Origin of the sequence: Streptomyces sp. NBC_00209, assembly GCF_045206345.1 — a bacterium.
Taxonomy (GTDB): domain Bacteria; phylum Actinomycetota; class Actinomycetes; order Streptomycetales; family Streptomycetaceae; genus Streptomyces.
This window is the reverse complement of record NZ_CP108121.1, coordinates 1,393,441-1,414,155: the sequence shown is the minus strand read 5'-3', so window position 1 is coordinate 1,414,155 and position 20,715 is coordinate 1,393,441. Positions and strand designations below refer to the sequence as shown.

The following is a 20,715-nucleotide window of genomic DNA, read 5'->3' as shown; positions in this document are numbered from 1 at the left end:
GCATGGTGGGAGAGATGTCAATCAAGGGCTGGAAATGGTGCAGAAGCCGGAAAGCGACATAGAACTCAAGGAGAGGCGGATCGATCTGAGCCTGCCCCAGGTGGCGGGCAGTGCGGTCGCCGCGGTGGCGGCGGCCGTGGCGGCTTCCCAGCTCGGTGTGTACGGAACCATCGCGGGCGCCGGAGTCATGAGCGTCGTGGCGACCTGCGGCGGCTCGGTGTTCCAGCACTTCTTCCGTCGTACGGGAGAGCAGATCCGCGAGGTCACGGTCCAGGTCAAGCAGCCGGACCGCGAGGTGACCGTCTACACCCGCGAGACCGGTGCGCGGCAGCCGGACCCCTCGCCGCAGGAGACCGTCCTGCTGGGAGCGGTGGACGACGCCACCACGGTGCTGCGCCGGGCGGACCCGCGGCCGGACGAGACGATGCTCCTGCGCCGGGCGGAGCCCGGCGCGACGACCGTGCTGCGCGGCCCGGCCACCGGCGCCGGGCCGGACGAGGAGTTCTCCGAGGCGACCACGCACGGCACCCGGCTGCGTGGCTGGAAGCGGTCGGCCATCGGCGCGGCCGTGGTCTTCGCGGTCTCGATGGCCGGCATCACCACCTACGAACTGATCTCCGGCGACGACCTGAGCGGCGGCCATGGGACGACCGTGGGCTCCGTCGTACGCGGTGGGCACGGCAGCGGGCCTTCCACGCCCGAGCCCGCCGAAACCACCGGACCCGGCCAGGACGGGACCAACCCCGGCCGGCAGGACGAGAGCGGTACGGCGACGCCCGGCACCGGCGCCGGGGACGAGGACGGCACCGCCCCGCGACCGGACCGCAGCGGCGCTCCCACCGAAGGGGCGACACCCTCGCCCACCCCCTCGGACCCGGCGGGCGGCGGTGTCGAGCCAACGCCCACGCCCACCCCGAGCACCACGGACGGCGGCGAGAGCACGACGCCCGACCCGACGGCCACGGACGGCGCCCCGGCGCCCGCGGGCACCGAAGCGGGGGAGTGAGCCCGGGTCAGTCGCCCAGCACCCGGCGCAGGTAGTCGTTGCCGAACAGCCGCTCCGGGTCCAGCCGATCGCGTACGGCTGTGAACTCGCCGAAGCGCGGATACACCCCGGAGAGGTACGCGGCGTCCCTGGTGTTGATCTTGCCCCAGTGCGGGCGGCCGCCGTGCGCGGTCATGATCCGTTCCACCGCCGTGAAGTACGCCTGGTAGGGCGTGCCCCGGTACATGTGGACGGCGATGTACGCGCTCTCCCGGCCCGACGCCGTGGAGAGCGCGATGTCGTCGGCGGGCGCGGTGCGCACCTCCACCGGGAAGCTGATCCGCAGCGGCGAGCTGTCCACCATCGCCCGCACCTCGCGCAGCGCCTCGACGGCGGCCTCACGCGGCAGCGCGTACTCCATCTCCACGAACCGCACCCGGCGCGGGCTGGTGAACACCTTGTACGGGATGTCGGTGTACGTACGCGCCGACAGGGCCCGGCTGGAGATCCGGGCGATCGAGGGGATCGTGGCGGGTACGGCCCGGCCGAGCGCGCAGGCGACCTGGAAGACGCCGTTGGACAGCAGCTCGTCCTCGATCCAGCCGCCGACCTTGCCGGGCGGGGCGGCGGGACCGGCGCTGCGGTTGTTGCGCTTGGTGTTGCAGTTCCCGGTGTGCGGGAACCAGTAGAACTCGAAGTGCTCGTTCTCGGCCACGAGCTGATCGAAGTCGGTCGTCACCCGGTCGAAGCTCATCGGCTCCTCGCGGGCGGTCAGCAGGAAGACCGGCTCCACGGCGAAGGTGATCGCGGTGATGACGCCCAGCGCGCCGAGCCCGATCCGCGCCACCGCGAACACATCGGCGTTCTCGGTCTCCGAACAGGTCAGCACCGTGCCGTCCGCGGTGACCAGCTCCAGGGCGCGTATCTGGGCGGATATGGACGCCGAGTCACGGCCGGTGCCGTGCGTGCCGGTGGAGGTGGCTCCGGCGACCGTCTGCTCCATGATGTCGCCCATGTTGGTGAGCGAGAGGCCCTCGCGGGCGAGTGCGTTGTTCAGGCGCTTCAGCGGGGTGCCCGCCTCGACCGTCACCGTCATCGCCTTGCGGTCGATCGCGCGGATACCGGTCAGCAGATCGGGGCGGATGAGCAGTCCGTCGGTGGCCGCGGTCGCGGTGAACGAGTGCCCGGTGCCGACCGGCTTCACCCGCAGCCCGTCCTCGGACGCCCTGCGCAGCGCCTCGGCCAGCTCGTCCACGGAGGCGGGGGACACGGTCCGGGCCGGCCGCGCGGTGACCGTCCCCGCCCAGTTGCGCCATGGGCTCGTCGCCGTCCGTGCGTAGGTCTCGGTCATCTTCGCCGCGCCCTTCCCTAGGAACCGGCCCACCCAGCCGGCGCTTCCCCCGGACGGAAACCACGGGTTACCGGCCGGTTGGAGGGGGATCATACTCACGGCTCCCGCATATGCATCCACCCCTCCCACCACCCCGTGCGGGGACCGGAAGCGCCCGCTCCGGACGTCGGTGCCACCCCGTCCCGGCTCGGGTGGCAGGATCGACGGCATGTCCGATCTGCGCGATCCCGCCCCCTACGACGCCCTGCTGCTGCTCTCCTTCGGCGGCCCCGAAGGCCCGGACGACGTGGTTCCGTTCCTCGCGAACGTGACCCGTGGCCGGGGCATCCCCGAGGAACGGCTCAAGGAGGTCGGCAAGCACTACTTCCTGTTCGGGGGCGTCAGCCCGATCAACGCCCAGAACAGGGCTCTGCTCGACGCGCTGCGCAAGGACTTCTCCGAGCACGGGCTGGACCTGCCCGTGTACTGGGGCAACCGCAACTGGGCCCCGTACCTCACCGACACCCTGCGCGAGATGGTCAACGACGGCCACCGCCGCATCGCCGTCCTGGCGACCAGCGCCTACGCCTCGTACTCCGGCTGCCGGCAGTACCGCGAGAACCTCGCCGAGTCACTCGCCGCCCTGGAGGCCGAGGGCCTTCCCGTGCCGCGCGTGGACAAACTCCGGCACTACTTCAATCACCCCGGCTTCGTGGAGCCCATGGTGGAGGGCGTCCTCGCCTCGCTGGCGGACCTGCCCGACGCGGTGCGCCCCGGTGCGCACCTGGCCTTCACCACGCACTCCATCCCGACCTCGGCGGCGGACACCTCGGGCCCCGTGGAGGCGCACGGGGACGGCGGTGCCTACGTCGCCGAGCACCTCGACGTGGCCCGGCTGATCGTGGACGCGGTGCGCGAGCGGACCGGCACGGCCCACCCCTGGCGGCTCGTCTACCAGTCGCGCAGCGGCGCGCCGCACATCCCGTGGCTGGAGCCCGACATCTGCGACCACCTCGACGCCCTCCACGGCGAGGGTGTCCCCGCCGTCGTGATGGCGCCCATCGGCTTCGTCTCGGACCACATGGAGGTCCTGTACGACCTCGACACCGAGGCCACCGCCAGAGCCGCCGAGCTGGGCCTGCCGGTACGCCGCTCCGCGACGGTCGGTGCCGATCCCCGGTTCGCCGCCGCCGTGCGCGAGCTCGTCCTGGAACGGGCCGCCGCCGAGCAGGGCCGCGAGCCGCGTCGGTGCGCCCTCGGGACGCTCGGTGCGAGCCACGACCTCTGCCCGGTGGGCTGCTGCCCGGCCCGGGCGCCCAAGCCCGCCGCCGCGGGCGCCGACAGCCCTTACGCGTAAGCCTTCGCTCTTCCCTGTCCGCCCCTTCTCAACCCCTTAGGGAACGCCGTGACCCGAGTCGAACACTCAGTGGAGACCCTGCTCGAACTCGCCCAGGAAGCCGCGCAACTCGCCGGCAGGCTGCTGCGCGACGGGCGTCCGGCGGGACTGGGCGTGGCCGCGACCAAGTCCAGCCCGGTCGACGTCGTCACCGAGATGGACATCGCCGCCGAGAAACTGATCACCGAGTTCCTGATCGACTTCCGCCCCCTCGACGGCTACCTCGGTGAGGAGGGCGGTACGACCGCCGAGGGCGTCAGCGGCGTGCGCTGGGTGATCGACCCGCTCGACGGCACGGTGAACTATCTCTACGGACTCCCGTCCTGGGCCGTCTCCATCGGCGTCGAGATGTACGGCGAGCGGGTCGCCGGTGTGGTGGAGGTCCCGATGCGCGGCGAGACGTACTTCGCACAACGCGGCCACGGGGCCTTCGTCACGGGCGGCGCGTACGGCGACCGGCACGTCCGGCTGCGGTGCCGGGAGACCGCCCCGCTCGCCGAGGCGCTGGTGGCCACCGGCTTCAACTACGTCGCCGAGGTCCGGGCCCACCAGGCCGAGGTGGCGCGCGACCTCGTCCCGCAGGTCCGGGACATCCGGCGCGGCGGCTCCGCGGCGATCGACCTCTGCGACGTGGCCGCCGGCCGGCTCGACGGCTACTTCGAGCGCGGGCTGCACCCCTGGGACCTGGCCGCGGGCGACCTCATCGCCCGGGAGGCCGGTGCCCTCACCGGCGGGCGCCCGGGCAGGCCGGCCGACGGAGAGCTGACCGTCGCCGCGTCCCCCGGGGTCTTCGAACCGCTCCAGGCCCTCCTGGACGGGCTGGGCGCCTGGCACGACTGACGCGGGGCGCCGAACCCGTACCAGGGCAGCAGAAAGGCCCCGCAGCCGCCGTACGGCGGCTGCGGGGCCTTTCGCCCATAGGGACGGTCAGGCGTTCGTCGTCGTGCTGATCCGCACACCGTGCTCGGCGGCGAGACGACGGAGGTCGTCCAGCTCGCTCTGCTCGACGTCCGCGAGGAAGTCGTCGCCCGTCTCCCGGGCCTTCGTGAGGTCGTCCTCGGTCGTCTTGATGCGTTGCAGCAGACCTGCGGTGAAAGCGTCCATGAAGCGCCCCCTCATCGTGGGTCGGTGGCACGGGGGTGTGCCCGGGTTTCCCTCCGCCGAGGCGGTAGGGCGGGTGATCACGCACTCTCCGGGGGACGGAGGGGCCTGTGACAACGCCACATGGGAAGACGTGATCGCGGGTGTGAATGCGTACTCCCCCGCCCCAAGCTCAGAGAAACCTCAACTGGCCCGAAAATCCCGTTGCTTCCTTGAAGCCGCAGGTCGGGGCAGGACGTCTTACCGCCGGTTTATGCGGGTTGCGGGCAGGATGGAGCCGCACAAGTGTGCCGGGGCCGTGCCCGGGCACGGGCGGCCGGGCCGTCCCGGACGCCCGGAGCCCCGTGGGGCAGACCGCTTGCGAAGTTCTAGGGAAGGAAGCGCCGTGCGCGTACTCGTCGTGGAGGACGAGCAGCTGCTCGCCGATGCGGTGGCCACCGGATTGCGCCGTGAGGCCATGGCCGTCGATGTCGTGTACGACGGGGCCGCGGCCGTGGAGCGCATCGAGGTCAACGACTACGACGTCGTGGTGCTCGACCGCGACCTCCCCCTGGTCCACGGCGACGACGTCTGCCGCCGGATCGTGGAGCTCGGCATGCCCACCAGGGTGCTCATGCTCACCGCGTCCGGGGACGTCAGCGACCGGGTGGAGGGCCTGGAGCTCGGCGCCGACGACTATCTGCCCAAGCCCTTCGCGTTCAGCGAGCTGACCGCCCGGGTACGGGCCCTCGGCCGGCGGACGACCGTCGCCCTGCCGCCCGTCCTGGAGCGGGCCGGGATCAAGCTGGACCCCAACCGCCGGGAGGTGTTCCGAGGCGGCCAGGAGGTACAGCTCGCGCCCAAGGAGTTCGCCGTCCTGGAGGTCCTGATGCGCAGCGAGGGCGCCGTCGTCTCGGCGGAGCAGCTGCTGGAGAAGGCGTGGGACGAGAACACCGACCCGTTCACCAACGTCGTCCGGGTGACCGTCATGACCCTGCGCCGCAAACTCGGTGAGCCGCCCGTGATCGTCACGGTGCCCGGCTCCGGCTACCGGATCTGATGCCCGTGCCCGCCGCCCCGCCGCCCGCGCCCCCCAAGCCCACCTGGGAGCCGAAGCAGCAGGAGCCCTCCTACCCCTGGCTGCGTCCGACCATCCGGATACGGCTCACGCTGCTGTACGGCGGCATGTTCCTGATCGCCGGCATCCTGCTGCTGTCGATCATCTACATGCTGGCGGCGCAGGCCCTGCACGTGGGCAGTGAGCTGCCGTTCAAGGTCGTCGACGGCTATATGTCCAGCAAGGTCTGCAACCTCCTGGAGCACGGCAACTCGCCGAGCGCGGTCAACGCCGCGATGAACTCCTGCGTGAACCACCAGCGCCAGCAGGCCCTGGACACGCTGCTCAACCGGTCGCTGCTGGCCCTGGTGGGGCTCAGCATCATCGCCTTCGCCTTCGGTTACGGCATGGCCGGCCGGGTCCTCTCGCCGCTGGGCCGGATCACCCGCATCGCCCGCCGGGTGGCCGGGACCGACCTGTCCAGGCGCATCGAGCTGGACGGGCCGGACGACGAGCTCAAGGAGCTGTCCGACACCTTTGACGACATGCTGGACCGGCTGGAGCGGGCCTTCACCGCGCAGCAGCGGTTCGTCGGCAACGCCTCGCACGAGCTGCGCACGCCGCTCGCCATCAACCGCACGCTGCTGGAGGTCCACCTCTCCGACCCGGAGGCGCCGCCCGAGCTCCAGCAGCTGGGCAAGACGCTGCTGGCCACCAACGAGCGCAGCGAGCAGCTGGTGGAGGGCCTGCTGCTGCTGGCCCGCAGCGACAACCAGATCATCGAGCGCAAACCCGTCGACCTCGCCGAGGTCGCCTCGCGCGCCATGGACCAGGCGCGCGGCGAGGCCGAGGCCAAGGGCGTGGAGACGCGCGTGGAGCTGGCCGAGGCCGTCGTCCAGGGCAACGGCGTCCTGCTGGAGCGCATCGCGCTGAACCTCGTACAGAACGCCGTCCGGTACAACATCTCGGAGGGCGGCTGGGTCGAGGTGAGCACGGAGCTGCTGCCCGGCCGGGCGGTGCTCGTCGTCTCGAACACGGGGCCCGTGGTTCCGGCGTACGAGATCGACAACCTCTTCGAGCCGTTCAGGCGGCTGCGCACGGAGCGGACGGGCAGCGACAAGGGGGTCGGGCTCGGTCTGTCGATCGCGCGGTCCGTCGCCCGCGCCCACGGCGGCCGTATCATCGCCGAGCCCCGCGAAGGCGGTGGTCTTGTGATGCGCGTCTCACTGCCGGTCTAACCGGCCCGAGAGGAGCTTTGCGCACTGATTATTTTTTGTTCGCTTTGAGCGGAATTTTCGGGACCTGATCCCGAAGAAACCGTGTGTGATCGATCACAGGAGCGAATATCTCCCTGTCCACGCTCCGTGACCAGGGAACTCACCGGAAACCCGGCGAATCACCGGGTTTTCGGGGGTATGCATGACGGGAAGTACACGGGGTGGCGCCTGCAGAGGGTGCCGCCGGGACCGTGTACGGTCCCCATCGCCACCCAAGCCGATCACTCCCGAGCGGTCCTTTTGGGTGTCGATTGAGTAACAGACCTTGATGTGAGGCAAAATCTCCGCCTCAGGTCGGGCACAAGTCCGGCCTCTCACGCGTTACGAGCGCTTGAGACACCGCAGACACCCAGAGGGGGAGAGCGACATGGCAACGGATTACGACACCCCACGCAAGACCGACGACGACGTCGATCAGGACAGCCTTGAAGAGCTGAAGGCGCGCCGGAGCGACAAGACGGCATCCGCCGTCGACGTCGACGAGTTCGACGCGGCCGAGGGCCTTGAGCTGCCCGGCGCAGACCTGTCCAACGAGGAGCTGGCCGTAAGGGTCCTGCCCAAGCAGGCCGACGAGTTCACCTGCATGAGCTGCTTCCTCGTGCACCACCGCAGTCAGCTGGCCCGCGAGAAGAACGGCCAGCCGATCTGCCGCGACTGCGACTGAGATCCGGTCGGCCGTGGCAGGGGACACACCGTTCCGCAAGCGGCGCCCCTGGGGTAGAAGGCCACCGGAGGCGCACCAGGGCGGTACAGGCCCGGCAGAAGGCGCAGAAGCGTCTGCCGAGCGGTCCGCCCTGCCACCTTCGCCGGACGGACAGGACGACGAGCGGGGCCTGCAGGCGGCCTCGCTCGAAGCAGCCGAAGTAGCGGTACGCGCAGCCCGTGAGGCTGCCGGAGTCGACACGGCCGATGGGGCCGGAGAGGTCGGCAGGACGGAGCCCGCGACCGGGGCAGGCCGTCTGAGTTCAGTGAAACGGGGTGTACGCAAGGGCGGGGAGAGCGCCAAGGAAGCGATCGGTCACATCGCGGACCTGATCATCCACATCGCTCCCCGCGTCCCTGTGCGCGACCTCGCCACCCTGCGCAAGCACTTCCCCGGCCTCGGGCCGGAGGAGATCGCGGACCGGCTCATCGTGGGCGCGAGCCGCGCGACCGCCACCGTCGGCGCCGGAATCGGCGCGGCGGCCATGATGCCCGTGCCGCCCGCGATGCTCGCCGAGCTGGCCACGGAGGTCACCGGCGTCGCCGCCATAGAGATGAAGCTCGTCGCCGAGCTGCACGAGGTCTACGGACGCCGTCCCCCGGGCGGCATCGGCCGGCGCTCCACCGCCTACCTCACCGCCTGGACCGAGGAGCGCGGTATCGAGATCACCCGCCCCGCCACGGTCGACGCGGCGCTGAGCGGCCGGATGAAGCGCGAGCTGCGCCGCCAGATCATGAAGCGCACCGTGCGCAACCTGCCGAGCCTGATCCCGTTCATGGTCGGTGCCGCGGTCGGCGCGTCCATGAACCGGCGCGACACCAGAAAGCTCGCCGAACGGGTCAGGAAGGACCTGCGCGAGAAGCAGATCCCCTGGGACCGCCTCCCGGAGCAGCCCCCGCTGAGACCTGAGGGTCCCTAGGCGGGGTCCCTAGGCCCGGACCGCCGCGGTCAGCGCCGCCACCAGGGCCTGCGGGTCGCGCGTCGACAGATAGACGTACGGGGTCGGGTCCTCCGGGTCGGTGACCTCCACCCGGACCGCCGTCGGGATGTAGCTGCGCAGCAGCATGAAGGCCCGGACGTCCGCCTTGTGCGTGCGCCAGGCGCGCGCCTCCTCGGCGTCCAGCACCTCGGCCTCGCCGAGCGCCGAGACCGGAATCCGCGCGTCCCCGGCGACCAGTGCCCCCGCCACCACCCGGATGCGGGCGGAGCCGTACGAGCTGACCGCGACGGCGGACAGGACCGTGCCGCCGGCCAGGCCGGCGAGGAGCGGCAGGGTGCCCAGCGGCAGCAGCATCAGCGCGCACGCGATGCCGATCAGGACGGCGATCAGCCACCACGAACGGGGAGCGGTGAGGCGTTCGTCGTAGGGCGGGGTCGAAGGCTGCATGGCTCCAGCTTGGCACGGCGCGACCGGCGGGTACCCGCGCGGGTAAGGTCTGCGCCTGTGAGTGGAACATCTGCGGCTCTGACGCCCCCGGCCGGCGCGGTGAAACCGGTCCGGCACCCCGAAGCCCCGGCCCCCGGCGAGCTCCTCGGCGCGCACTACGAGCACTGCTTCGGCTGCGGCTCCGGCCAGCCCCACGGGCTGCACCTCCAGGCGCGGGCCGGCGAGGGGGTCCGGGTGACCGCCGAGTTCACGGTGAAGGCCGCCCACCAGGGCGCCCCGGGCCTGGCGCACGGCGGGGTGCTGGCCACGGCGCTGGACGAGACGCTCGGCTCGCTGAACTGGCTGCTGCGGGTCATCGCGGTCACCGGACGGCTGGAGACCGACTTCGTGCGGCCCGTCCCCGTCGACACCGTGCTGTTCCTCGACGCCGAGGTCACCGCCGTGCACGGCCGGAAGATCTACTCCCGGGCCATCGGCCGGATCGGCGGCCCGGACGGGCCGGTCGCGGTGCGTGCCGATGCCCTGTTCATCGAGGTCAAGGTCGACCACTTCATCGAGAACGGCCGGCCGGCCGAGATCCAGGCGGCCATGGCCGACCCCGACCAGGTCAGGCGCGCCCGCGCCTTCGAGGTGAACCCGTGATGCGCCACCCCGTCGACGTCCTGATCCGCCGGGTCGACCCGGACGTTCCGCTTCCGGCCTACGGGCACCCCGGCGACGCCGGCGCGGACCTCGTGACGACCGAGGCCGCCGAGCTGGCACCGGGGGAGCGGGCCGTACTGCCCACCGGGGTTTCGATCGCCCTGCCCGACGGGTACGCCGCGTTCGTGCACCCGCGATCCGGTCTCGCCGCCCGCTGCGGAGTCGCCCTGGTGAATGCCCCGGGGACGGTCGATGCCGGGTACCGTGGAGAGATCAAAGTGATCGTCGTCAATCTCGACCCGCGCGAGGCCGTGCGGTTCGAGCGGTTCGACCGGATTGCCCAACTGGTCGTGCAGCAGGTCGAGAAGGTGCGCTTCCACGAGGTGTCGGAGCTTCCCGGCTCGGCGCGGGCCGAGGGGGGCTTCGGGTCCACCGGCGGCCATGCCGCCGTTGATGTTGATGGCGTCCGGGGCGGGGTTCCCCAGGGCGGGAACAGCTACGCTTCGGTCGAATCCGACCGGGAAGGACAGTGACGTGTTCGGACGTCGCAAGAACAGTGATGCCGCCGATGACACGGCGGACGAGGCGCGCGAGGCCGAGCAGGTCGTCGACGAGCAGGATGACGCCGAGGGCGAGACCCGCCGGACGACGAACCTTCCGCCGGCGCCGCGCCCGGACGGTCCGTGGGACATCAGCGAGGTGTCCCAGCCCGGCGACGGCCGGGTCGACCTGGGCGGCATCTTCGTGCCCGGTGTCGAGGGCATGGAGCTGCGTGTGGAGGTCGCCGGTGACGCGATCGTCGCCGCCACCGTCGTGATGCGCGACAGCGCGGTCCAGCTCCAGGCTTTCGCCGCCCCCAAGAAGGAGGGCATCTGGGGCGAGGTCCGCGAGGAGATCGCCTCGGGCATCACCCAGCAGGGCGGCGTCATCGACGAGGTCGAGGGCCCGCTGGGCTGGGAGCTGCGCGCTCAGGTCCCCGTACAGCTTCCCGACGGGGCGAACGGCGTGCAGCTGGTGCGCTTCATCGGGGTCGACGGCCCGCGCTGGTTCCTGCGCGGTGTGATCTCCGGCCAGGGCGCTGTGCAGCCGGAGGCCGCCGGGCTCCTGGAGTCGGTCTTCCGGGACACCGTGGTCGTCCGCGGCGAGGGCCCGATGGCCCCGCGCGACCCGATCGTCCTCAAGCTCCCCAACGACGCCCAGATGGTTCCCGAGGGCGTACAGCAGGAGGACCAGGAGGGCTCGAAGTTCTCCGGTGGCATGGCGGGCCTCCAGCGAGGTCCCGAGATCACCGAGGTGCGCTGACCCGCACCCGCGGACACCGGCCGGTGGGCCGTACCCCTTCCCGGGGTGCGGCCCACCGGCTTTTGCGTGCGCCGGCGCGTACGGGACGCGTATCGGCGGCGTACAGGCGTCGTCAAGGCCGGGCCCACTTCCGTAAGAGAGGCATCAACGCAGGTCACGGCGGTGCCGGCGGGCGGTTTGCTCAAGGGGTCCGATTCATCGACACCTCATTCAGGAGCATCCGATGGCCGATGCGGCCTTCGTCGTCACCACGATCGCGGTCTTCGCGCTGGTGGCACTCGTCGCCAAGGGGGTGGCGAAGCTGTGACCGCGGACAACGTGGCCGGCCTCGTCGTGGCCGCCGCCCTGCTGGGTTATCTCGTCCTGGCCCTCCTCTTCCCGGAGAGGTTCTGAGCCCGACATGAGTCCCGTCCTCTCCGCCGTGCTCCAGCTCCTCGCGCTCGTCGTCGCGCTGGGGCTGGCGTACCGACCGCTCGGCGACCACATGGCCCGCGTCTACACCTCGCCCCGCCATCTGCGCGCCGAGAAGTGGATCTACCGGGCGATAGGCGTCGCCCCCGACACGCAGATGCGCCGGGCCGCCTATCTGCGCGGTGTCCTCGCCTTCTCCGCCGTGAGCGTCGTCTTCCTCTACCTGCTGCAACGGCTCCAGGGCGCTCTGCCCGGTTCGCTCGGCTTCTCCTCGATCAGCCCGGACCAGGCGTTCAACACGGCCGCCTCGTTCGTCGCCAACACCAACTGGCAGTCGTACGCCGGCGAGCAGGCCATGGGCCACGTCGTGCAGACGGGCGGCCTCGCCGTGCAGAACTTCGTCTCCGCCGCCGTCGGCATGGCCGTCGCGGTGGCCCTCGTACGAGGGTTCGCCGCCTTCCGCACCGGTGAACTCGGCAACTTCTGGACCGACCTGGTGCGCGGCACCGTACGCGTCCTGCTGCCGGTCGCGGTCGTCGGCGCACTCGTCCTCGTCGCCTGCGGGGCGATCCAGAACTTCTCCGGCATCCACGAGACCGGGCAGTTCACTGGCGGTGCGCAGCAGTGGAACGGCGGCGCGGTCGCCTCCCAGGAGGCCATCAAGGAGCTGGGTACCAACGGCGGCGGCTACTTCAACGCCAACTCCGCGCACCCCTTCGAGAACCCCAGCGGCCTGTCCAACCTCTTCGAGATCTTCCTGATCCTCGTCATCCCGTTCGCCCTGACCCGCACTTTCGGCCGCATGGTCGGCTCGGTCCGGCAGGGGTACGCGCTCCTCGCCACGATGCTCGTCTTCTGGCTCGGGTTCTCCGCGCTGATGATGTGGACCGAGTACGCCCACCAAGGCGCCGCCTTCGAGCTCGCGGGCGGGGCGACCGAGGGCAAGGAGACCCGTTTCGGAGTCGGCGGCTCCGCCCTGTTCTCCGTGGCCACCACCCTCACGTCGACCGGCGCGGTGAACTCCTTCCACTCCTCGTTCACCGGCCTCGGCGGCGGCATCACGCTGCTCGGCATGCAACTGGGCGAGATCGCTCCCGGAGGCGTCGGTTCCGGCCTCTACGGCATGCTGATCATGGCGCTCATCGCGGTGTTCGTCGCCGGACTGATGGTCGGCCGCACGCCCGAATACCTCGGCAAGAAGATCGGCACCCGCGAGATCAAGCTCGCCGCCTGCTACCTCCTGATCACCCCGGCCCTGGTGCTCGGCTTCACCGCCGTCGCCGTCGCGCTGCCCACCCCGCCCCACTCGGTGGCCAACCAGGGGGCGCACGGCTTCTCCGAGATCCTGTACGCCTACACCTCCGGCGCCAACAACAACGGCTCGGCGTTCGCCGGGCTCGCTGCGGACACCCCGTGGTTCAACACCACGATCGGGCTCGCGATGCTGCTGGGCCGGTTCCTGCCCATGGTGTTCGTCCTGGCCCTCGCCGGCTCACTCGCCGAGCAGCGCCCCGTCCCGGCCACCTCGGGCACCCTCCCCACCCACACCCCGCTGTTCAGCGGACTGCTGGCCGCGGTCGTCGTGGTCGTCGCCGGCCTGACCTACTTCCCGGCCCTCGCCCTGGGCCCGCTGGCCGAAGGGCTGGCGTCATGACCACTCGTACGAAGCAGGAGAGCCCGATGACCGCATCCGTGCGGCAGGGACGTGCCGGCGCCGCGCTGTCCGATCCCAGGACGCTGCTCGCCGCGCTGCCCGAAGCACTGCGCAAGCTCCACCCCCGGGCGATGGCCGACTCACCGGTCATGTTCGTGGTCCTCGTGGGGTCCGTCTTCACCACCGTCCTCGCCGCGCTGGACCCCGGCGACTGGTTCGGCTGGGCGATCACCGGCTGGCTCTGGCTCACGACGGTCTTCGCCAACCTCGCGGAGGCGGTCGCCGAGGGCCGCGGCAAGGCCCAGGCGGACACCCTGCGCCGGGCGAAGACGGACACCGTCGCCCGCCGCCTCACCGGCGGCCGCGAGGAGCGCGTCGCGGGCACCGACCTCCGCGTCGGCGACCTGGTCGTCTGCGAGGCGGGCGACATCGTCCCCGGCGACGGGGACGTCGTGGAGGGCGTGGCCGGCGTGGACGAGTCCGCCGTCACCGGCGAGTCCGCCCCGGTCATCCGCGAGTCCGGCGGCGACCGCAGCGCCGTCACCGGCGGTACGAAGGTGCTCTCCGACCGGATCGTCATCCGGATCACCACCAAGCCCGGCGAGACGTTCATCGACCGGATGATCGCCCTGGTCGAGGGCGCCGCCCGGCAGAAGACGCCCAACGAGATCGCCCTGAACATCCTCCTGGCGTCCCTCACGATCGTCTTCCTGCTCGCCGTCGTCACCCTCCAGCCCTTCGCCGTGTACGCGGGTGACGCGCAGTCCATGATCGTGCTCACCGCGCTCCTGGTCTGCCTCATCCCGACCACCATCGGCGCCCTGCTCTCCGCCATCGGCATCGCGGGCATGGACCGGCTCGTGCGGCGCAACGTGCTCGCGATGTCCGGGCGCGCCGTGGAGGCGGCCGGGGACGTCTCGACGCTGCTGCTCGACAAGACCGGCACCATCACCCTCGGCAACCGCCGTGCCACCGACCTGCTGCCCGTCGCCGGGGTCACCGGCGCGGAACTCGCGGACGCCGCCCAGCTCGCCTCGCTGGCCGACGAGACGCCCGAGGGGCGGTCCGTGGTCGTCCTCGCCAAGGAGCGGTACGGGCTGCGCGAACGCCACGCGGGCGAGCTGTCCGGAGCCACCTGGGTCGCCTTCACCGCCCGCACTCGCATGTCGGGCGTGGACGTGGACGGGCGCCAGGTCCGCAAGGGCGCCGCCGGGGCCGTCGTCGCCTGGGTCGAGGAGCGCGGCGGCGGCGTCTCCGACGAGGCGCGGACCCTCACCGACCGCATCGCCGCAGCGGGCGGCACCCCGCTCCTGGTGGCCGTGGAGGACGCGCACGGGGCGCGGGTCCTGGGCGTCGTCCACCTCAAGGACGTCGTCAAGGAGGGCATGCCGGAACGATTCGCCGAACTGCGCCGCATGGGCATCCGTACCGTCATGATCACCGGCGACAACCCGCTGACCGCGAAGTCCATCGCCGAGGAGGCCGGGGTGGACGACTTCCTCGCCGAGGCCACGCCCGAGGACAAGATGGCCCTCATCAAGCGCGAGCAGGCCGGCGGCGGGCTCGTCGCGATGACCGGTGACGGCACCAACGACGCCCCGGCGCTCGCCCAGGCCGACGTCGGCGTCGCCATGAACACCGGGACCTCGGCCGCCAAGGAGGCCGGGAACATGGTCGACCTGGACTCCGACCCGACCAAGCTCATCGAGATCGTGGAGATCGGCAAGCAGCTGCTGATCACGCGCGGGGCGCTCACCACGTTCTCGCTGGCCAACGACGTGGCGAAGTACTTCGCGATCATCCCCGCGATGTTCGCCGCGCTCTACCCGGGCCTGGACCGGCTCAACATCATGGACCTGTCCTCGCCGCGCACCGCGATCCTCTCCGCCGTGATCTTCAACGCGCTGATCATCGTCGCGCTCGTCCCGCTCGCCCTCAGGGGCGTCCGCTACCGGCCCGGCGGCGCCGCGTCCATGCTCCGGCGCAACCTCGCCGTCTACGGCATCGGCGGCCTGATCGCCCCCTTCGCCGGCATCAAGCTCATCGACCTGCTCCTCTCCCTCGTCCCCGGAATCGGCTGACCCGCCATGAACGCATCCGTACGCAACCCCGTCCGCCGCCTCTGGGCCGCCCTGCGCGCCCTGCTCGTCCTCACCCTGGTCTGCGGCGTCCTCTACCCCTTCGCGGTCACCGGCGCCGCCCAGCTGCTGATGCCCGGACGGGCCAACGGCTCCGAAGTCACCGGGAGCGGCCAGGCCGTCGGCTCCTCCCTCATCGGGCAGCGCTACGACCTGCCGGGGGGCGCCCCGGACCTGCGGTGGTTCCAGCCGCGCCCCTCCGAAGGGCTCGGCACCAACAGCCTCAACACCCAGTACGCACTGCTCGTGTCCGGCGCGTCCAACCTCGCCGGCGACAACCCCGAGCTCATCCACCGGGTCACCGACGCCAGGGCGGCCGTCGTCCGGGACAACTCCGTCCCCGGGCATCCGGTGGACCCCGCCGCGGTGCCGCCCGACGCGGTCACCTCGTCCGGCTCCGGACTCGACCCGGACATCTCACCCGCGTACGCGGACCTCCAGGTCCGCCGTGTCGCCGCACGCAACCACCTGGACGCCGGACAGGTCGCCGCGCTGGTGGAGCGGCACACCGAAGGCCGTGCACTCGGCTTCATCGGGGAACCGCGCGTCAACGTCCTCCGGCTCAACATCGCGCTGCGGCAGCTGGTGACCGCGGAGCGCTGACGGGAGGGGCATTGCCCGGTCCCGTGCCACCTGCACATACTGGCGGCCGACAGGACCGAGGACCCACGGGGGAACGCCATGACCGAGAACACCGCCGACACCAGCACCGGCGGGGGCCCCGGCACGGCCGTCGCCGACGCCCCCATGGTCCGCGTCGAGGACCTGCACCGCTCCTACGGCTCCGGCGCGGGAGCGGTGCACGCGCTGCGCGGCGTCTCCTTCGAGGTGCCGCGCGGCGAGCTCGTCGCCCTCAAGGGACGCTCCGGCTCCGGCAAGACGACCCTGCTCAACCTCGTCGGCGGCCTCGACACCCCGGACGGCGGCCGGATCACCGTCGACGGCACCGACCTCTCCTCGCTCGGCGAGAACGGGCTCCTGGAGCTGCGCCGGGACCGGATCGGCTTCATCTTCCAGTCGTTCGGCCTGATCCCGATCCTCACCGCCACCGAGAACGTGGGCGTGCCCCTGCGGCTGCGCAAGGCCGACCCCAAGGAGCGCGAGGAGCGGGTGTCGCTGCTGCTCTCCCTCGTCGGCCTCGCCGACCACGCCGCCCAGCGCCCCGGCGAGCTCTCCGGCGGCCAACAGCAGCGCGTGGCCATCGCCCGCGCGCTCGCCAACCGGCCCGCCCTGCTGATCGCCGACGAGCCGACCGGGCAGCTCGATGCCGAGACCGGCCTCGCGGTGATGGAGCTGCTGCGCGCCGTCGTGCACAGCGAGGGCGTCACCGCACTCGTCGCCACCCACGACCCCCAGCTCCTCGGCCTCGCCGACCGGGTCCTCGAACTCGGCGACGGCCACATCGTCGAGCACTGACCGGCGGCCGGCGGAGCGGTATCAGGGTTGCGTCAAATCCCGTCGCTTCCCCACCCCCGTCCGATATGCCGGAAATTCACCAGGTACTTTCGAACCATGGCTGCCACGGCGGCAGCCGCCTGTTCCGGAAGACAATGGGGCCATGGCGCGCGGCAAACTTCGGATCTACCTCGGTGCGGCACCCGGCGTCGGCAAGACGTACGCGATGCTCGCCGAGGCGCACCGGCGCGTCGAACGCGGCACCGACTGCGTCGTCGGCTTCGTGGAGCACCACGACCGCCCGCGCACCGAGACCCTGCTGCACGGCCTCGAAGTGGTCCCGCGCCGCGAGATCGAGCACCGCTCGGCCGTCTTCACCGAGATGGACATCGACGCCGTCCTGGAGCGTGCCCCGGCCGTCGCCCTGGTGGACGAGCTGGCCCACACCAACGTGCCGGGCTCCCGCAACGCCAAGCGCTGGCAGGACGTCGAGGAACTGCTCCAGGCCGGCATCGACGTCGTCTCGACCGTCAACATCCAGCACCTGGAATCCCTCGGTGACGTGGTCGAGTCCATAACCGGTGTCCGCCAGCGCGAGACCGTGCCCGACGAGGTCGTCCGCCGGGCCGACCAGCTCGAACTGGTCGACATGTCGCCTCAGGCCCTGCGCCGCCGCATGGCCCACGGCAACATCTACAAGCCCGACCGGATCGACGCCTCCCTCTCCAACTACTTCCGCCCCGGCAACCTCACCGCCCTGCGCGAACTGGCCCTCCTCTGGGTCGCCGACCGGGTGGACGAATACCTCCAGCAGTACCGGGGCGAGCACAACATCCGCACCACCTGGCAGGCCCGCGAACGCATCGTCGTCGGCCTCACCGGAGGCCCCGAGGGCCGCACCCTCATCCGCCGCGCCGCCCGGATGGCGGCCAAGGGCTCCGGCAGCGAGATCCTGGCCGTCTACATCGCCCGCAGCGACGGGCTGACCTCCGCCTCGCCCAAGGAGCTGGCCGTCCAGCGCACCCTCGTGGAGGACCTGGGCGGCACCTTCCACCACGTCATCGGCGACGACATACCCTCGGCGCTCCTGGAGTTCGCCCGGGGCGTCAACGCCACCCAGATCGTCCTGGGCTCCAGCCGCCGCAAGACCTGGCAGTACATCTACGGACCCGGCGTCGGCGCCACCGTCGCCCGCGAGTCCGGCACCGACCTCGACGTCCACATCGTCACCCACGACGAGGTCGCCAAGGGCCGCGGCCTGCCCATCGCCCGGGGCGCCCGCCTCGGCCGGGCCCGCATCATCTGGGGCTGGGCGGTCGGCGTCGGCGGCCCGGTCCTCCTCGCGGTGCTCCTCAAGGCCCTGGAATCCGGCCCCGGGCTCGCCAACGACGTCCTGCTCTTCCTCTTCATGACCGTCGCCGCCGCCCTGATCGGCGGACTGCTGCCCGCCCTCGCCGCCGCCGCCGCGGGCTCCCTGCTCCTGAACTACTGGTTCACGCCGCCCACCCACACGCTCACCGTCCAGGACCCGGAGAACTTCGTCGCCATCGTGATCTTCTTCGCGGTGGCCGTCGCGGTGGCGTCCGTCGTGGACCTCGCGGCCCGCCGCACCCACCAGGCCGCCCGGCTGCGCGCGGAGTCCGAGATCCTGTCGTTCCTGGCCGGCAGCGTGCTGCGCGGCGAGACCACGCTCGCCGCCCTCCTGGACCGGGTCCGGGAGACCTTCGGCATGGGCTCCGTCGCCCTGCTGGAACGGCGCAGCGACGTCGACCCCTGGACCTGCGCCGGCAGCGTCGGCCCGGCCCCGGCCGCCCGGCCCGAGGACGCCGACGTGGACATGCCCGTCGGGGACCACATGGCCCTGGCCCTCACCGGCCGGGTGCTGCCCGCCGAGGACCGCCGGGTGCTCGGCGCCTTCGCCGCCCAGGCCGCCGTCGTCCTGGACCGCCAGCGCCTGGTGGGCGAGGCCGAGGAGGCCCGCAGACTCGCCGAGGGCAACCGCATCAGGACCGCGCTCCTGGCGGCCGTCAGCCACGACCTGCGCACCCCGCTCGCCGCGATCAAGGCCGCCGTCTCCTCGCTGCGCTCGGACGACGTCGCCTGGTCCGACGACGACGAGGCGGAACTCCTGGAGGGCATCGAGGCCGGCGCCGACCGCCTCGACCACCTCGTCGGCAACCTCCTGGACATGTCCCGCCTCCAGACCGGCACCGTCACCCCGCTCATCCGCGAGATCGACCTGGACGAGGTGGTGCCCATGGCGCTGGGCGGCGTCCCCGAGGACAGCGTCGACCTGGACATACCCGAGACGCTGCCCATGGTCGCCGTCGACCCCGGCCTCCTGGAGCGGGCCGTCGCCAACATCGTGGAGAACGCCGTGAAGTACAGCCCCGACGGCGACCGCGTCACCGTGGCGGCCAGCGCGCTCGGCGCCCGCGTCGAACTCCGGGTGACCGACCGCGGCCGGGGCGTCCCGGACGAGGGCAAGGAGCGCATCTTCGAGCCCTTCCAGCGTTACGGGGACGCCCCGCGCGGCGCCGGGGTCGGCCTCGGCCTCGCGGTGGCCCGGGGCTTCGCCGAGTCCATGGGCGGCACGCTCGACGCCGAGGACACCCCCGGCGGCGGCCTCACCATGGTCCTGACCCTCAAGGCGGCCCCCGGCCACGCCCCGGCCGCTCCCGGCCTTCCCGCACGGATCACCTCGTGAACCGCCCGGACCTCCCCGCACCGACGTACGCCCAGCAGAAAGGCAGGACCCAGATGACCCGGGTGCTTGTGGTCGACGACGAGCCGCAGATCGTACGCGCCCTCGTGATCAACCTGAAGGCGCGCACGTACGAGGTGGACGCCGCGCCCGACGGGGCCACGGCCCTCCAGCTCGCCGCCACCCGCCACCCGGACGTCGTCGTCCTCGACCTCGGGCTGCCCGACATGGACGGCGTCGACGTGATCCGGGGCCTGCGCGGCTGGACCCGGGTCCCGATCCTGGTCCTCTCGGCCCGCCACACCTCCGACGAGAAGGTCGAGGCGCTGGACGCGGGGGCCGACGACTACGTGACCAAGCCCTTCGGCATGGACGAGCTGCTGGCCCGGCTGCGGGCCGCGGTGCGCCGGGCCGAGCCGGTCGGCCAGGACGGGGGCGACCAGGTCGTCGTCGTGGAGACCGAGGGCTTCACCGTCGACCTCGCCGCGAAGAAGGTCCACCGCGACGGCCGCGACGTACGGCTCACGCCCACCGAATGGCACCTGCTGGAGGTCCTGGTCCGCAACGGCGGCCGGCTCGTCAGCCAGCGCCAGCTGCTCCAGGAGGTCTGGGGGCCCTCGTACGGCACCGAGACCAACTACCTGCGCGTCTACATGGCCCAGCTCAGGCGGAAGCTGGAGGCCGACCCCTCCCACCCCCGCCACTTCGTCACCGAACCCGGCATGGGTTACCGCTTCGAGCGCGCCTGAAACCGGCTGACGGGCGCGCACGTGTCCTCCGTACGGGTGAGACGGCGGCCACCCGCCATGACCTCGCAGGACCGGTACCCTTCGGGTATGAGTGCTGTTCCTCGATCCGAGAAACTCCCCAGGGGCGACCGGCCGTCCGGGCGCTTCCGGCGCATGCTCGACCGGCTTTCCAGCTCCCAGGAGGACCTGGAGTGCGAGGAGCTGGAGGAGGACTCGCAGGCATCGGGGTGCACCCGGATCTCCGAATGCACCGACCGCCAGATCGTGAAGGTCACTGGTACCTTGCGGACGGTCACCCTGCGGCCGCGCGCCGGAGTGCCCGCCCTGGAGGCGGAGCTCTTCGACGGCACGGCACCGCTCGACGTGGTCTGGCTCGGCCGCCGCTCCATCCAGGGCATAGAACCGGGCCGCAAGCTCATCGTCTCCGGCCGGATCGCCATGAGCCACGGCCGCCGGGTGCTGTTCAACCCCACATACGAACTCCGACCGCTCGGCAAGGAGTAGC

At 71.7% G+C, this 20,715-nt stretch carries 21 protein-coding genes; 18 read left to right on the top strand and 3 right to left on the bottom strand.

The features are described from left to right. Positions 1-34 precede the first annotated feature (34 nt). The gene (locus OG867_RS06115) at positions 35-1,006 is read left to right on the top strand and encodes a hypothetical protein (RefSeq protein ID WP_406283429.1); all 972 of its coding nucleotides are present in this window, start codon (positions 35-37) and stop codon (positions 1,004-1,006) included. Positions 1,007-1,013: 7 nt separating this feature from the next. On the opposite strand, the gene OG867_RS06110 is transcribed toward OG867_RS06115, so the two are convergent. After that, positions 1,014-2,336: a D-arabinono-1,4-lactone oxidase gene (locus OG867_RS06110; RefSeq protein WP_406283427.1), complete on the bottom strand. Its 1,323-nt coding sequence runs from the start codon at positions 2,334-2,336 to the stop codon at positions 1,014-1,016. 208 nt (positions 2,337-2,544) lie between these two features. Between OG867_RS06110 and OG867_RS06105 the strand changes: the two genes are divergently transcribed. Together OG867_RS06105 and OG867_RS06100 are read left to right on the top strand one after the other, a co-directional pair. Beyond that, positions 2,545-3,672, top strand: coding sequence for a ferrochelatase (locus tag OG867_RS06105; RefSeq protein WP_406283425.1), 1,128 nt, complete (start codon positions 2,545-2,547; stop codon positions 3,670-3,672). 48 nt (positions 3,673-3,720) lie between these two features. Next, positions 3,721-4,551 (top strand): inositol monophosphatase family protein, encoded by an 831-nt coding sequence (locus tag OG867_RS06100; protein ID WP_406283423.1) that lies wholly within the window; start codon positions 3,721-3,723, stop codon positions 4,549-4,551. Positions 4,552-4,638: 87 nt separating this feature from the next. On the opposite strand, the gene OG867_RS06095 is transcribed toward OG867_RS06100, so the two are convergent. Further along, entirely contained in the window at positions 4,639-4,815 is a 177-nt protein-coding gene (locus tag OG867_RS06095) for a hypothetical protein (protein ID WP_018105385.1), read from the bottom strand. 382 nt (positions 4,816-5,197) lie between these two features. On the opposite strand from OG867_RS06095, the gene OG867_RS06090 reads away from it, so the two are divergent. The 4 genes from OG867_RS06090 to OG867_RS06075 all read left to right on the top strand — a co-directional run bounded on the left by OG867_RS06090 (position 5,198) and on the right by OG867_RS06075 (position 8,747). Next, positions 5,198-5,851: a response regulator transcription factor gene (locus tag OG867_RS06090; RefSeq protein WP_143617776.1), complete on the top strand. Its 654-nt coding sequence runs from the start codon at positions 5,198-5,200 to the stop codon at positions 5,849-5,851. Continuing rightward, positions 5,851-7,086, top strand: coding sequence for a sensor histidine kinase (locus OG867_RS06085; RefSeq protein WP_406283420.1), 1,236 nt, complete (start codon positions 5,851-5,853; stop codon positions 7,084-7,086). Before OG867_RS06090 ends, OG867_RS06085 begins: the two co-directional genes overlap by 1 nt. A gap of 406 nt (positions 7,087-7,492) precedes the next feature. Further along, positions 7,493-7,789: a DUF4193 domain-containing protein gene (locus OG867_RS06080; protein ID WP_003965732.1), complete on the top strand. Its 297-nt coding sequence runs from the start codon at positions 7,493-7,495 to the stop codon at positions 7,787-7,789. Positions 7,790-7,802: 13 nt separating this feature from the next. Beyond that, complete coding sequence (locus OG867_RS06075; RefSeq protein ID WP_328902798.1) at positions 7,803-8,747, top strand: hypothetical protein; 945 nt, start codon at positions 7,803-7,805, stop codon at positions 8,745-8,747. 9 nt (positions 8,748-8,756) lie between these two features. On the opposite strand, the gene OG867_RS06070 is transcribed toward OG867_RS06075, so the two are convergent. Further along, positions 8,757-9,215, bottom strand: coding sequence for a DUF3093 domain-containing protein (locus tag OG867_RS06070; protein WP_328902799.1), 459 nt, complete (start codon positions 9,213-9,215; stop codon positions 8,757-8,759). 57 nt (positions 9,216-9,272) lie between these two features. Here OG867_RS06070 and OG867_RS06065 point away from each other — a divergent pair, with 57 nt between their 5' ends. The 11 genes from OG867_RS06065 (at position 9,273) to OG867_RS06015 (ending at position 20,714) form a co-directional block, all read left to right on the top strand. Then, the gene (locus OG867_RS06065) at positions 9,273-9,857 is read left to right on the top strand and encodes a PaaI family thioesterase (RefSeq protein ID WP_406283417.1); all 585 of its coding nucleotides are present in this window, start codon (positions 9,273-9,275) and stop codon (positions 9,855-9,857) included. Beyond that, positions 9,857-10,390: a dUTP diphosphatase gene (gene dut, locus OG867_RS06060; RefSeq protein WP_328902801.1), complete on the top strand. Its 534-nt coding sequence runs from the start codon at positions 9,857-9,859 to the stop codon at positions 10,388-10,390. The genes OG867_RS06065 and dut overlap by 1 nt, the downstream gene beginning before the upstream one ends. 1 nt (position 10,391) lies before the next feature. Further along, positions 10,392-11,159: a DUF3710 domain-containing protein gene (locus OG867_RS06055; RefSeq protein WP_328902802.1), complete on the top strand. Its 768-nt coding sequence runs from the start codon at positions 10,392-10,394 to the stop codon at positions 11,157-11,159. 303 nt (positions 11,160-11,462) lie between these two features. After that, on the top strand, positions 11,463-11,552 hold the full coding sequence (gene kdpF / locus OG867_RS06050) for a K(+)-transporting ATPase subunit F (RefSeq protein ID WP_018520580.1): 90 nt from the start codon (positions 11,463-11,465) through the stop codon (positions 11,550-11,552). Positions 11,553-11,559: 7 nt separating this feature from the next. Beyond that, complete coding sequence (kdpA, locus tag OG867_RS06045; RefSeq protein ID WP_406283414.1) at positions 11,560-13,224, top strand: potassium-transporting ATPase subunit KdpA; 1,665 nt, start codon at positions 11,560-11,562, stop codon at positions 13,222-13,224. A 26-nt stretch (positions 13,225-13,250) separates the two neighbouring features. Further along, positions 13,251-15,305, top strand: a complete 2,055-nt coding sequence (gene kdpB, locus OG867_RS06040) for a potassium-transporting ATPase subunit KdpB (protein WP_406290786.1) — start codon at positions 13,251-13,253, stop codon at positions 15,303-15,305. Between the two features lie 6 nt (positions 15,306-15,311). Next, a complete protein-coding gene (gene kdpC, locus OG867_RS06035; RefSeq protein WP_328902804.1) occupies positions 15,312-15,965 on the top strand; it encodes a K(+)-transporting ATPase subunit C in 654 nt (217 codons plus the stop codon). A 78-nt stretch (positions 15,966-16,043) separates the two neighbouring features. Beyond that, positions 16,044-16,778 carry an ABC transporter ATP-binding protein gene (locus OG867_RS06030; protein ID WP_406283411.1) on the top strand — a complete coding sequence of 245 codons (735 nt, stop codon included), beginning with the start codon at positions 16,044-16,046 and terminating at the stop codon, positions 16,776-16,778. A 142-nt stretch (positions 16,779-16,920) separates the two neighbouring features. Beyond that, positions 16,921-19,464 (top strand): ATP-binding protein, encoded by a 2,544-nt coding sequence (locus tag OG867_RS06025; protein WP_328902806.1) that lies wholly within the window; start codon positions 16,921-16,923, stop codon positions 19,462-19,464. Between the two features lie 53 nt (positions 19,465-19,517). Beyond that, complete coding sequence (locus OG867_RS06020) at positions 19,518-20,210, top strand: response regulator (RefSeq protein ID WP_328904487.1); 693 nt, start codon at positions 19,518-19,520, stop codon at positions 20,208-20,210. Positions 20,211-20,297: 87 nt separating this feature from the next. Further along, complete coding sequence (locus tag OG867_RS06015) at positions 20,298-20,714, top strand: OB-fold nucleic acid binding domain-containing protein (protein ID WP_328902807.1); 417 nt, start codon at positions 20,298-20,300, stop codon at positions 20,712-20,714. The last annotated feature ends 1 nt before the right edge of the window (position 20,715 follow it).